Source organism: Arthrobacter sp. R4-81, from assembly GCF_054792365.1.
Map to the genome: position 1 here is coordinate 1,723,096 of NZ_CP096445.1, position 11,857 is coordinate 1,734,952.

Genomic DNA, 11,857 nt, shown 5'->3' on the forward strand with positions numbered 1-11,857 from the left:
ATACGTGAGTCTGCGCCCCGATTATTCCTCAGCTGGCCAGCATGATCCCAACCCCGGCAGCAGCCAGCCCCGCGAGAAGATTGGCGGTAACATTCAGGGCGGCTGCACCGAAGCGCTGTTCGCTCACCAACCGGACTGTCGCCGTCGTCCATGAACTGAAGGTGGTCAGGCCGCCTGCCAAACCTGTAGCGAGTCCCACCTGCAGTTCGGGCCCCAACCCCAGCCGGCCGGTGATGCCCAGGGAGAGGCCAATGATGAGGGAGCCCGTCATGTTCACCAGGAATGTAGCCCACGGCCAATGGGAGCGCGAATCCGTTCGGTGGGCAAATAAAGTGTCAACGGCGAAGCGGAGCAAGGCGCCCACCATTCCGAACAGCCCAACGAGAAGCGCAGTGGTCATTGCGCCCCTCCAGTGATGTCGGCAACGGCCTTGCCAGCCTTCCAGCCGGCCGCCGCGGCGCCGAGCCCGAGAATGAGGGAAAGCCCGAGATAGAAAATCCAGAGCGCATGATGCCCGTCACGGATCTGCCTGTCCAGGGCGAAAACAACCGCCGAGAACGTGGTGAAGGAACCGAGGATTCCCGGACCAATCCCGGCCCGGAGCCAGAATGATGTTCGCGGCCGGGCCATCCACAATGTTGTCAGGAGCGCCAGCACAAAGCTGCCACTTACGTTGATCGCCAGGGTTGTCCACGGAACGGATCCCGGGTGCTCGGGGAAGAGGAGACCCAACCCGTACCGGAGTTCACTTCCCGCCAGGCCACCAACAGCGACTGCGAGCCAGGCCTTCCATCCCGGAGCCTTCAGAGCGCTTGTCCAATACGAAGGCATTCAGAGGACCGGCAGCCGGCAGCCCGCATGGGCGGTTTCACTGTAGACCCACAGGGCTGAGGTGATCTCGTCAGCCAGGTCAAACTCACGGCGCACATCGCCGGAACCAATCCGCACGACGAGTGGCCCCCCGAACGGCTTCCGGCCAACTACCTCGACGTTGGCGTCAAGATCGATCTCCTCCGAAGAGAGATACCGCAGGAGTTCCGGGTTTTCATCGCTGATCCTGGTAATTCTGCCGGTGTGGCCCTCGTCCAGTTCACTCAGCCGGTGGGCTGGCGGCATTTTGACCGAACCGTCTGCAGAGGGAATGGGATCTCCGTGGGGATCGCGGAGCGGGTTCCCCAACTTTGCCGCCATGCGCTCGATGAAGGTGTCCGACACCGCGTGCTCGAGGTGCTCCGCTTCGTCATGGACTTCGTCCCAGCTGTAGCCCAGTTCCTGCACGAGGTAGGTTTCGATGAGCCGGTGCCGCCGGACCATGGAAAGAGCGAGGTTGACCCCGTTGTCCGTCAGGGTAATGGCGCTGTAGGGCTTATGGTCAACCAGCCCTTGTTCCTTGAGCTTCCGGACCATTTCCGAGACTGAGGAGTTGGCGACGCCCAGGCGCTGGGCCAGTTGCGACGAAGTGATGGGCTTATCCTGCCACTCCGTAAAGGAGTAGATGACCTTGACGTAGTCCTCGATGGAGGAGGATGGCGCACTGGTCTTCACGGAACCAAGCCTACCGCTATGTCCTGCAGCCTCACGCTTTATAGGCCTTCCAGGATTGGGTCAAATAGGGGAGGCCGATGGCTACGCCGGCTGCGTGACCCATGTGCTCATGAAGATACCACTCGAGATTTGCTATGACTTTCGCCCGGACAGCTGCAGAGGCGCCGAGGTAATAGCTGCGGGACTTGGTGAGTTCAAGAATGTCATCGGGTGTCAGCAGGTCCTCCCAGCGCGTCAGATGGCTTTCCAGATCGACAAATTCGGGCCCCACAACCGGCCTGAAGTGTGGTTTGAGGACGTCGCCGGCATGCATGATCCGGGAAAGCCGGTGCACCCACGGCACGGAAGTGTCCAGCTGGTTCCAGATGAGCCCCAACACTCCTTCGGGGCGGAGGATCCGGGCGGCCTCTGTGCTGGCCCGCAGGGGATCGCACCAGTGCCACGCCTGGGCGACAGTTACGACGTCGAACGCGGCATCCCCGAGTCCGGTGGACTCCGCCGTGCCCTCAAGCGCCGTTACGCCGGGCAGCGCCCTGCGCAGCTGTCCGAGCATGTCCGGGGAAGGATCGACGGCGGTCACCCGCATGCCGCGTTGGGCCAGCAACTCGGTATACTTACCGGTTCCGGCACCGACGTCGGCAACGTCATGGGCCGCGGCCGGCACGAGCCAATCCACGGAGTCAAGAGGGTAATTCGGGCGGACCCGATCGTAGTGCTCGCCGCCGTCCTGGAATGCCATGCCCAGTTCGCGGCGGCGCTGCTGATGAAGTTTGGGGCCTCCCCGCGCCACGCGTACTCTCCTCCGGCCGGCTGTTGGTTACCCCCTGAATTTACCTCTTCAGCGCGGGTCAGTCTTCAATGCAGGGCGCCGCTCCGGCGGTTCCCGGGGTGTTTGGTGCCCATTCAGGGTAGGTGCGGGTGTCATTTGCCGGCACCCAGCGTCCGGCGTCGACTACGTAGTCCCAGCCAAGACCCGTACGGCGCAGCTCCTCGATGCCCGCAAGCAGCCGCTGGGCGTCCTCGAGGCGGGAGCCCAAGCCGAAGCTTGCCCGCAACGATCCTGAGGGCAGGCCCAGCCGCTTCAGGAGCGGATGGGCGCAGAAACGGCCGTCGCGGAGCCCCACGCCGTGCTCCGCTGACAAGTATGCGGCCACCAGGCCCGCGTCGTAGCCCTCCACCGAGAAATTCACGACCCCGATCGTGTCTGTGGCGGAATCGGTGTCACTGAAGATCTGGTGAACGGTGACGCCTTCGATCTTCTGCAGCCCTTCGACGAGGAAGGAACGGATGGCCGACTCGTGGGCGTGCCACAGGTCCTGGTCCAGGGCGGCAATGACCTGGGTGGCCCGGGCAAGGGTCGCAGCGCCCAGAACGTTGGGGGAGCCGCCCTCATGGCGTGCCGGGCCAGTCGTCCAGCTGACGCTGTCCAGCCTGGCTTCGCGGACCGCGCCGCCGCCTGCAAGGTGGGGTGTGCCGGCGTCGAGCCAGTCAGGGCGGCCCACCAGGACGCCGGAACCGAATGGAGCGTAGAGCTTGTGACCCGAAAAGGCGAGGTAATCGACGTCGTCCGCTGCAATGTTGATGCGGCGGTGCGGAGCAAGCTGGGCCGCGTCAACGACGATCCGGGCGCCGAATTGGTGCGCCAATGCGGCCAGTTCGCGAATGGGCAGGATTTCACCGGTGACGTTTGAGGCTCCGGTGACCGCAAGCAGGCTGATGTCGCCCTGTTCCAGCTCTGCGCGGAGATTGGCGATGGTTCCGGCGAGGGTCTCCTCTGCCACGACGCTGCGGTGCGGGACTCCCTGCCACGGAAGCAGGTTGGCGTGGTGTTCGATGTCGAGATACAGCACTTCACCAATGTGCTGTCCGCCCGCTGCGGGGAGGCACCCGGCCAGGAGATTTAGCGAATCAGTGGTGTTGCGCGTGAAAATCACGGAATCATCGGAGCGGCCGCCTACGAAGTCGCGAACAATGTTGCGCGAGTTCTCATAAACGGAGGTGCTGATCTGTGAGGCGTAACCCGCGCCGCGGTGGACACTCGCGTAATAGGGCAGGATCTCGTTCAGGTAGGCCGAGACAACGGAGAGCGCTGGTGCCGACGCGCCGTAGTCGAGGTTGGCGTAGCGGATGTGTCCGCCCTGGATGAGCGGCGCCTGGATTTCCGCCCCGGTGACGGCTGCAAGCGGGCGACGGGAAACGGAGAGGGCAACGTGCTGTTCGCTAAAAGAAGCGTGAGCAGCGGCGTCGGGGGAGTAAATGGCAGTAGTCAACGGGACCTCACTCGAACAGGACCCCTCAGCCGGGATCCGCGCTTGCCGGGTCCGTTCCGGACCGGCCTGGTCGTCACCCGGGGCACCCCACCGCGAATGGAGGGTTGCCGGCCAGCAAACCGGGGTTTAGCGCTGGCACTCGTGACCTGATATCGAGCTTAAGACATTCAGTCAGCCATAAAAAAGTCGATCCGAATGTTAAGCCGATTGTTACGGCAGGTGGACAAACAACCGTTTGACCGAACAAAACGACGGCGGAACACCCTTAGCTGGATGTTCCGCCGTCGATAATTCGTCAGCCGGTCTACTATAAGAGGTCGTCCAGATTTGGGTTGAGCCGCTTGAGCACCTCTGAGTGGAGGATCGAGTTGGTAGCGAGGGCATTGCCTCCGAAGGGACCGTCGTCGCCCTCCAATGAGGTGAACCGCCCGCCCGCTTCGGTCACAATGGGAACCAGCGCCGCCATGTCGTAAAGATTCAGTTCGGGCTCGCAGGCTATATCCACTGCACCCTCGGCAACCAGGCAATAGGACCAGAAATCCCCGTACGCCCTTGTCCTCCAGACCTCCTCAGTCAATCCCAGAAACTCATCGAGGTTCCCGCGTTCCTTCCAGCCACCCAGGCTGGAGTAGGACAACGAAGCGTCGGAAAGCTCCGAGACGTTTGAGACACGCAGTCTGGTGGCCGCAGCCAGGGATCGGCCCATGTATGCCCCCGCGCCTTTGGCTGCCCACCAGCGTTTGCCCAGAGCCGGCGCACTGACCAGGCCAACTACGGGTTCGCCTTCATCCACGAGCGCGATGAGGGTGGCCCAGACCGGCACGCCCCGAACGAAGTTCTTTGTTCCGTCGATGGGATCGATGATCCAGCGACGGGAACCGTGCCCTGAGCTTCCGAACTCCTCACCGAGGACCGCGTCGCGGGGGCGCGAGCGCGACAGCTGGCCGCGAATGGATTCCTCGGCAGCCTTGTCAGCGTCTGTAACCGGTGTCAGATCAGGCTTCGTTTCGATCTGAAGGTCAAGCGCCTTAAAGCGGCTCATGGTCTGGTCGTCCACGGAGTCAGCCAGGACGTGGGCGAGGCGCAGGTCATCGTTGTAGCTCGAAGCGGGTTGGGTCATGGTTCCAAACTACCGTCTCGGCGGCCTTCAGGCCCGGAAGCGGTGCAGCAACGCTGCCAATATGACCCAGCGTGCCTTTAGGAGACGCTGCCGAGTTCCTTTGTTTCCTGTGCTTCCATGCGGGGATCTGTGCCGAGGAGGCGCCGGAGCGAAGCGAGCCGTGCGGCACCGGATGCTCCGGCATGGCCTTCGGCCACCCAGGCATCCACTCCGCAGTTGACTGCTGTGGCGTCGTGCTTGCAGCCACGCTCACAAGCCTCGGTCCCAGGCTCAAGGTCCGGGAAGGAGTGCAGGATCCTGTCCGGATCCACGTGGGCCAGGCCGAAGGAGCGGATTCCGGGTGTGTCGATGATCCAGCTTCCCGTGGGAGCGCCGGTCACTTTCAAGGCAAGGGCCGACGACGACGTGTGGCGGCCGCGGCCTGTCACGGCATTGACCCCTCCGGTGGCCCGTTCAGCGCCGGTGAGGGCATTCACCATGGTGGACTTGCCAACGCCCGAGTGGCCGAGCATGACGGTGACTTTGCCGTCAAGGTGATGGCGCAGCTGCGCGACTGCTTCACGGTCCAGACGGGCTGACAGCCCGTCATCCGAGCGGGCATCGATGCCTGAAGCCGCTGAGTCAGCGGTGCGGCTGATAATGACCGGAAAGTCCAGATGGCGGTAGTTGGCCAGCAGCTCGGCCGGGTCTTTGACGTCGGCTTTGGTGACCAGCAGCAGGGGGTCGATGCCGGCGTCGTACGCTGCCACCAGGGCGCGGTCAATGAAACCTGTGCGTGGCTCCGGGTTGGCTGCCGCAACCACGATGACGAGCTGATCGGCATTGGCCACCACTGCGCGCTCAATGGGATCGGTATCATCGGCGCTGCGGCGCAGGAGCGTTTTGCGGTCTTGAATCCTGACCAGCCGTGCCAGCGTGTCAGGCTCTCCCGAAACGTCTCCAACTAGCGACACAAAGTCTCCAGCCACCACGGGGGAGCGGCGAAGCTCCCTGGCCCGGGCGGCCACCACTGTCCGTTCATTCCCGGAGTCTTCGCCCACTACAGCGGTGTACCGTCCCCTGTCCACGGTGATGATCCTCCCGATAACGGCATCATCGTGACTGGGACGATCCTTCGTCCGTGGGCGCGAACCCTTTTTGTTCGGACGAATGCGGACATCGGACTCGTCCCACGATTCAGTGCTGCGTGCCACCGTTGGAAGCCTCTTCCCGGGCGTGCCGTGGTCCACGGCGTGTGGCGGAGCCGGAGTCAGGTCCCTGGGCCAGCATGTCAGTCCACATTTGCGGAAATTCAGGCATGGTCTTTGCCGTGGTGGCGATATCTTCGACTTCCACGCCACGGACGGCGAGACCCACAATGGCGCCTGCCGTCGCCATGCGGTGGTCAGCATAACTGTGGAAAATGCCCGGATGGAGCCGAGCGGGCCGAATGAGCAGGCCATCCGGTGTTTCCTCGACGTCCCCACCAAGCCCATTGATCTCGCTTACCAAGGCAGCAAGGCGGTCCGTCTCATGGCCCCGCAGGTGGGCGATGCCGCTGAGCCTGGACGGACCGGTGGCAAGTGCACAGAGCGCGGCAACCGTTGGGGCAAGCTCGCTCGTGTCGCTGAATTCGACGCCCTTGATTTCGGTCCCGCCGGTGACGGTCAAGGTCCCGTCCTCCAGACTGACAGTCGCGCCGAATGCCGGGAGGATGGTGCGCCACATGTCGCCGACCTGCGTGGTGCCCTCGGGCCAGTTGGGAATCCGTACCGTTCCACCCGTAGCCACTGCGGCGGCGAGGAAAGGCCCGGCGTTGGACAGGTCCTGTTCGATCCTTTGATCGAAGGCACTGATAGGGCCGGGGGAGACCACCCAGTGATTCGGGCGGGAATCGTCCACGGAGACGCCTACGCCGCGCAGTGCTGCAACCGTCATGTTGATGTGGTCAAGGCTGGGGACAGGGGCGCCGACGTGTTCCAGGTGGAGGCCTTCGGTGAACCTGGCTCCCACCAGCAGCAGCGCAGATACAAACTGTGAGGAGGCGCTGGCATCAACAACCAGGTGCCCTCCGCGAACCTGACCGGTCCCTTCAACCTTAAACGGCAGGGACGACGGCGGCCCGTCTGCTTCGCCGCTGACTGTAACGCCCAGCGAGGTAAGAGCCGTGATGATGGTGCCCATGGGCCGTATCCGTGCGTGCGGGTCGCCGTCGAACAGGGTGCCGCCGTTGCGCAGCGCCGCGAGCGGGGGAACGAAACGCATCACTGTACCCGCGAGGCCGCAATCTATAGAAGCCTCCCCGGCAGCGTCGGATCCGGTGATGGGCGATACCTCAAGGTCGGGGCCGAACACGCTGTCTCCGGGAACCTCGGTGATGGTGGCTCCCAGTTGGCGCAGCGCCTGGATCATCAATGCAGAATCGCGTGAGTGGAGTGGAGCCCGTAGCCGTGAAGGGCCATCGGCGAGTGCTGCCAGGACAAGGTACCTGTTGGTCAGGGACTTTGAACCGGGTACTGCCACTGTGGCGTTAACCGGGCGGACTGCGTATGGTGCCGGCCAGTGCTGGCCAGGGTCAGCCGAGAGGGGGGCAGCGTGAGCGGCTGAGGTGGTTCCGGTCATACTGCTTTATGCTCCCACTGCATGGTCTACTGCCTTGCGCACTGCTTTGTCTGCACGCTTCAGCTGCTTGCCAGTGGTTTTCTTGGCATCGGCGGCCAAATGCCCCGCGCTTTTCCGCGCGTCTGCGGCGAGGTGTTCGGCGCGCCACGCCAGGCTCGGCTTGCCTGCTGTATCCACTGAAGCCAGAAGGACGCCTCCTGTGAGTGTCATGTTCTTCAGCAACTGATTACGACGGGACTGGCGGCCTTCCTTGGAACTGATGTCGGCACTGCGCCATTCAACGAAGGCGTTCAAGGCCGAAATGACAGCAAGGACGGCAGCCGCCATCCGTGCGGACTTTCCGAGGGCGAAGCAGAGGCCTGCCCCTACCTGGGTACCGCCTATCAGCCGGGCCAGGAGTTTCTCATCTGCGGGGAAGGGGAGGGATTCAGACGCACGCCGAAGCAGGGGAGACAACTGTGCGGCAGTATCATCCGCATTCTTGAGCTTATCCACGCCAGCAAGGACAAAACTGGATGCCAGCATGGGCCGGGCGAGAAAACGGACAAAGGACATGAATTTCCTCCTGGATGGACGAGCCGCGCAACCTCCGCGGGGGAACCGGTTCTAGTCTTGCACTTTTGTGGAATATTTGCCTGCCGCCCGTCGTTGTGAAATGCAGGCCCGTATCGCTCCGGTCAGGCACCGCATGATGGCTTGGCCGGTCTGACCGGAAGCATGGACGTCCCCGGATTCACTGACGTCCGGACACAGAGTGGAGAGCAAGTTTGAGTTTTGTAAAGGACGACGTCAACCTGCTGAGTCCTCCGCAGGAGTGGGAAGCAAGCGCTTCCGCATACCCGGGCAAGCGGAAGGTGACAGTAGACTTGACTGCAATGAGCACCCTGGATCCGGCCGTAGCGGCCATGTATGAGGCAGCCGGAAACGGTGCCACACCCGCAGCTATGGCCGCGGCAGCAGCGGGGACTTCAGTCCCGCACCTCGAAGAGCCTGAAGCCATCGAAGGTGAAGAGGCCGGGCAGCCGGCCCCCGAAGCGGAAGTGGATGTCGAATCCGAATCGGCTGAGGAGCGGCGGCTCCGTTTTGAGCGCGACGCCATGCAGTATGTGGATCAGCTTTACTCCGCTGCAATGCGGATGGCTCGGAATCCCGCCGATGCGGAGGACCTCGTCCAGGAGGCCTATACCAAGGCTTTTTCGGCGTTCCATCAGTACAAGCCGGGAACCAACCTGAAGGCCTGGCTGTACCGGATCCTGACGAATACCTACATCAACCTCTACCGCAAGAGGCAGCGCGAACCCCTGCAGTCCAACACCGACACCATCGAAGACTGGCAGCTGGCGCGGGCCGGGTCCCACACCTCAACGGGCTTGCGCTCGGCAGAGGTTGAAGCACTTGACCACCTTCCGGATTCGGACGTCAAGCGGGCGCTTCAGGCGATACCCGAGGAGTTCAGGCTGGCCGTTTACTTCGCCGACGTTGAAGGCTTCGCATACAAGGAAATTTCAGACATCATGAACACCCCGATCGGGACAGTCATGTCCCGACTTCACCGTGGCCGGAAGATGCTGCGCGATATGCTCGCGGACTATGCCGCAGAGCGGGGTTTTAAAGCCGCGGGGGAATCCACCCCGGCGCCCGGAAGTGACACACAGGAGAACAGGAAATGAGCGACTGCCAAGGATTGGGCGACTGTGATGACGCCCGGATGGAACGCATCTATGAGTACCTCGATGGTGCCCTGACGCGTGATGACGTTGCAGAGATCAAGGACCACTTGGACGACTGCCCGGAGTGCCTGGAGCAATACGACCTCGAGTGCGTTATCCGCAATATGGTGAAGCGTTCCTGTACTGAGTCGGCTCCCGAGAATCTCAAGAACGCCATCCTGGACCGTATCCACGGGATTCGTCCGGTCGACGCTTAGCGGCCTCTCCCAAAAACAGCAAAAGCTTCGGGCCCTGGAAACCATGTGGTTTCCGGGGCCCGAAGCTTTAAGCTTTTGTTCCAAGCCGTGGCTTAGGTGTTGGGGCGCTTCCCGTGGTTCGCGCCGCCACGCTTACGGTCACGACGTTTACGTGCACGTTTGCTCATAGCTGGCCTCCTTACTATCGGTACTCAAAAGAGCTGCCCTCAAGTCTCCCATAAAGCGGGACTGGCCGCGAACCGACCGGCACTACTCCTGCAATGAATTCTTGATAGCGATCTCCGCCTGGTGCAGGACCGTCCGGACGGTTTCCAGGGTCACCGGGGTAATGGGGTTGGTGCTGGCATGAAGCCTGAGCTCCACCCGCAGCTCGTCCCTGAAGGATTGAAGGATCATTTCGGCTTCTTTGAGCATGGGGTCATTGCCAGATGGCTTGCGTTCGGCACGGGCGAACAGATCGCCTGACCTGGCGCTGGAACGGGCTGCCTCCGCAGTGGCTGCAAGGTCTGCGCGTAGCCCACGCATGTTATTGCGGATGTCCGTACGCAGGTTGTCCGCGAGACGCCGGACTGAGGCGGAAATGTCACTCTCCACATCAGCAAGCTTGTCCCGGCGTCCATCAAGCTCACCGAGCCCGGCCGTTGTGATGCTGTACTTGGTGCGCCGGCCCTGGGTCTCTGTTGCCACCAGGCCCTCTTCCTCGAGCTTGGCCAGCCGCGGATAGATGGTCCCGGCGCTAGGCGAATAGGTGCCGCCGAAGCGGTCACTGAGCGCCTTGATGAGTTCATAGCCATGTTTGGGTCCGGACTCCAGCAATGCCAGGAGGTAGAGGCGTAGGGCACCGTGGGCGAAGACCGGAGGCACTAGACCGCTGCTTCTGAATCTGCCGATGACAGGCTGTGAAGGATGTAAAGACTGCCTGATACCGAGTTGGTCCGAACGAGCATAAGGCGTGAATCAGGTCCTGCGATGGCCTCCACTTTGCCGCCGGGCTGGGAGTACTGCCGGTCATCTATAGTCACAGCTCCGCTCGCGGACTTGGCGATGATATCCACTCCGACATCCTGGGGCAGCCGGACGGTCAGATCACCGGAAACGGAGTTCGCCCCAAAATCGCTGGTGAACCCCTTAAGGTCGAAGCTCATATCTCCGCTGACAGTGTTCGCACGAATATGGCTGAAGTGCCCGGAGGCTGTCACTTCTCCGGACACGCTCTTGGCAGTCAGGACGCCTTTGTGGTTTCGTGCTATCACCTCACCGCTGACAGTATTGATGTGCAGCTCGCCGGACGTCGCGTCGGCCATGACTGAGCCGCCCACAGTAGCCAGCCGGGTTTGGTTGCCTGTTCCTGACACCAGGCCGTCCCCGCTGACTGTCCCGGCTTCCACCTGGACGCCCTCCGGCAGGGCGATGCTGATAACCACTGAATTGCTGCTGTTGTGGTTGACGGCGCCCATGAGGTTCTTGAACCAGCCCTGGGCACCATGAAGTTGATGCCTGGCTTCCAGCCTGCCATTCACGAGACTCACCGCGACAGGATCACCGTGAACCTCGGAAATCTCGATCCGGGTCACAGCTTCCTCGTGGCGAACCACGTCGAAGCGACCGCCGACGATTCCCAGCTTAAGCGAGGTGACGCCGTCAACGTCGATGGTCTGGGGGCCGGTAACGGTCCAGCTGTTCTCTGTCCTGCTGCTCTCTGTCATGGCTCCTCCAACTCACGATATATCGTGAGAGTTACGATATATCGCGATTCCTTGGAGTGCAATAGCTAACCGGCTGCTACTCGGGAGCGGCAAGACCCAGCCACTGGAACCACCCACGGTGCAGTACGAGCCAAGCCATCAACCCATAACCGGACTGGCCTGGAGTTCCGCCGTTGGCAGCAAGATCCTGGCGCCACTGCTCGTGGTTCAGCAACGGCGAGAACGTATCCACATAGAGGTGCTTGCGCCGGGTTGTTACATCGGCAAAGGCCGTATTGAGGTCACTCAGCCGCCTGTTTTGTCCGGGATCCAGCGAGGGCGGTGGTCCAACGACAAAGACTTCGATGTTGTTTTGAGTGGCGGCGTCCAGGATGTTCGCAAGATTGAGCCGGCTTCTGGCGGTGGAAAGGCCGAACTCCACGTCCCTGCCGGATAAGCCGATGACGAGCCGGTTTTCATGGTGCTCGCTGAACCGCCGGGTCGCTTCCGCCAGCCAACGCGATGCCAGGCCTTCAGTTCCTTCCTGAGGGCAGGGGAGGGAGTAGCACTCAACGGCCACGCCGTCCTGTGGAGTGCGGGCAAGAACGCGCCCCAGCCAGCCAAGAGCCCTGGGGTCACCAAGTCCGGCCAGCAACTCATCTCCAACAGCCGCTATGCGCAGCTTCCTGTCTTCCACTACTACCTCTTT

15 protein-coding genes and 1 riboswitch are annotated in these 11,857 nt (G+C 62.3%); of the genes, 2 read left to right on the forward strand and 13 right to left on the reverse strand.

Annotated elements, in window-relative coordinates; all coding sequences use genetic code 11:
• Positions 1-28: 28 nt before the first annotated feature.
• The 9 genes from M1E05_RS08075 to M1E05_RS08115 form a co-directional block, all read right to left on the reverse strand.
• Positions 29-400 (reverse strand): fluoride efflux transporter FluC, encoded by a 372-nt coding sequence (locus tag M1E05_RS08075; protein WP_461164959.1) that lies wholly within the window; start codon positions 398-400, stop codon positions 29-31.
• The gene (locus tag M1E05_RS08080; RefSeq protein WP_461164960.1) at positions 397-831 is read right to left on the reverse strand and encodes a fluoride efflux transporter FluC; all 435 of its coding nucleotides are present in this window, start codon (positions 829-831) and stop codon (positions 397-399) included. The genes M1E05_RS08075 and M1E05_RS08080 overlap by 4 nt, the downstream gene beginning before the upstream one ends.
• Positions 832-1,545, reverse strand: coding sequence for a metal-dependent transcriptional regulator (locus tag M1E05_RS08085; RefSeq protein WP_458111375.1), 714 nt, complete (start codon positions 1,543-1,545; stop codon positions 832-834).
• A gap of 31 nt (positions 1,546-1,576) precedes the next feature.
• Positions 1,577-2,335 (reverse strand): class I SAM-dependent methyltransferase, encoded by a 759-nt coding sequence (locus tag M1E05_RS08090; RefSeq protein ID WP_461164961.1) that lies wholly within the window; start codon positions 2,333-2,335, stop codon positions 1,577-1,579.
• A 58-nt stretch (positions 2,336-2,393) separates the two neighbouring features.
• Entirely contained in the window at positions 2,394-3,815 is a 1,422-nt protein-coding gene (locus tag M1E05_RS08095) for an aminotransferase class V-fold PLP-dependent enzyme (protein WP_461164962.1), read from the reverse strand.
• 33 nt (positions 3,816-3,848) lie between these two features.
• Positions 3,849-3,962: riboswitch (SAM riboswitch) on the reverse strand.
• 160 nt (positions 3,963-4,122) lie between these two features.
• A complete protein-coding gene (gene hisN, locus M1E05_RS08100; protein ID WP_458111372.1) occupies positions 4,123-4,935 on the reverse strand; it encodes a histidinol-phosphatase in 813 nt (270 codons plus the stop codon).
• 77 nt (positions 4,936-5,012) lie between these two features.
• Positions 5,013-6,128 carry a ribosome small subunit-dependent GTPase A gene (gene rsgA, locus M1E05_RS08105; RefSeq protein ID WP_458111371.1) on the reverse strand — a complete coding sequence of 372 codons (1,116 nt, stop codon included), beginning with the start codon at positions 6,126-6,128 and terminating at the stop codon, positions 5,013-5,015.
• Positions 6,112-7,536 carry a 3-phosphoshikimate 1-carboxyvinyltransferase gene (gene aroA / locus M1E05_RS08110; protein WP_461164963.1) on the reverse strand — a complete coding sequence of 475 codons (1,425 nt, stop codon included), beginning with the start codon at positions 7,534-7,536 and terminating at the stop codon, positions 6,112-6,114. Before aroA ends, rsgA begins: the two co-directional genes overlap by 17 nt.
• A gap of 6 nt (positions 7,537-7,542) precedes the next feature.
• The gene (locus tag M1E05_RS08115) at positions 7,543-8,091 is read right to left on the reverse strand and encodes a DoxX family protein (RefSeq protein WP_458111369.1); all 549 of its coding nucleotides are present in this window, start codon (positions 8,089-8,091) and stop codon (positions 7,543-7,545) included.
• 320 nt (positions 8,092-8,411) lie between these two features.
• Between M1E05_RS08115 and M1E05_RS08120 the strand changes: the two genes are divergently transcribed.
• Together M1E05_RS08120 and rsrA are read left to right on the forward strand one after the other, a co-directional pair.
• Entirely contained in the window at positions 8,412-9,206 is a 795-nt protein-coding gene (locus M1E05_RS08120; protein ID WP_458114527.1) for a sigma-70 family RNA polymerase sigma factor, read from the forward strand.
• Positions 9,203-9,463, forward strand: a complete 261-nt coding sequence (gene rsrA, locus M1E05_RS08125) for a mycothiol system anti-sigma-R factor (RefSeq protein ID WP_458111368.1) — start codon at positions 9,203-9,205, stop codon at positions 9,461-9,463. The genes M1E05_RS08120 and rsrA overlap by 4 nt, the downstream gene beginning before the upstream one ends.
• Before the next feature lie 92 nt (positions 9,464-9,555).
• On the opposite strand, the gene M1E05_RS08130 is transcribed toward rsrA, so the two are convergent.
• The 4 genes from M1E05_RS08130 to M1E05_RS08145 form a co-directional block, all read right to left on the reverse strand.
• The gene (locus M1E05_RS08130) at positions 9,556-9,630 is read right to left on the reverse strand and encodes a 50S ribosomal protein bL37 (RefSeq protein WP_369299106.1); all 75 of its coding nucleotides are present in this window, start codon (positions 9,628-9,630) and stop codon (positions 9,556-9,558) included.
• A gap of 82 nt (positions 9,631-9,712) precedes the next feature.
• Positions 9,713-10,327, reverse strand: coding sequence for a PadR family transcriptional regulator (locus tag M1E05_RS08135; protein ID WP_461164964.1), 615 nt, complete (start codon positions 10,325-10,327; stop codon positions 9,713-9,715).
• Positions 10,327-11,169: a DUF4097 family beta strand repeat-containing protein gene (locus M1E05_RS08140; RefSeq protein WP_461164965.1), complete on the reverse strand. Its 843-nt coding sequence runs from the start codon at positions 11,167-11,169 to the stop codon at positions 10,327-10,329. Before M1E05_RS08140 ends, M1E05_RS08135 begins: the two co-directional genes overlap by 1 nt.
• Before the next feature lie 76 nt (positions 11,170-11,245).
• Positions 11,246-11,845, reverse strand: a complete 600-nt coding sequence (locus tag M1E05_RS08145) for a GDSL-type esterase/lipase family protein (protein WP_458111365.1) — start codon at positions 11,843-11,845, stop codon at positions 11,246-11,248.
• Between the last annotated feature and the right edge of the window lie 12 nt (positions 11,846-11,857).

What these genes read in the sequence shown, in the direction of transcription:
- hisN (WP_458111372.1), bottom strand. Translation starts at nt 4,935, where the DNA reads ATGACCCAACCCGCTTCGAGCTACAACGATGACCTGCGCCTCGCCCAC.
- rsrA (WP_458111368.1), top strand. Translation starts at nt 9,203, where the DNA reads ATGAGCGACTGCCAAGGATTGGGCGACTGTGATGACGCCCGGATGGAA.
- M1E05_RS08140 (WP_461164965.1), bottom strand. Translation starts at nt 11,169, where the DNA reads ATGACAGAGAGCAGCAGGACAGAGAACAGCTGGACCGTTACCGGCCCC.
- aroA (WP_461164963.1), bottom strand. Translation starts at nt 7,536, where the DNA reads ATGACCGGAACCACCTCAGCCGCTCACGCTGCCCCCCTCTCGGCTGAC.
- M1E05_RS08120 (WP_458114527.1), top strand. Translation starts at nt 8,412, where the DNA reads ATGAGCACCCTGGATCCGGCCGTAGCGGCCATGTATGAGGCAGCCGGA.
- M1E05_RS08075 (WP_461164959.1), bottom strand. Translation starts at nt 400, where the DNA reads ATGACCACTGCGCTTCTCGTTGGGCTGTTCGGAATGGTGGGCGCCTTG.
- M1E05_RS08115 (WP_458111369.1), bottom strand. Translation starts at nt 8,091, where the DNA reads ATGTCCTTTGTCCGTTTTCTCGCCCGGCCCATGCTGGCATCCAGTTTT.
- M1E05_RS08080 (WP_461164960.1), bottom strand. Translation starts at nt 831, where the DNA reads ATGCCTTCGTATTGGACAAGCGCTCTGAAGGCTCCGGGATGGAAGGCC.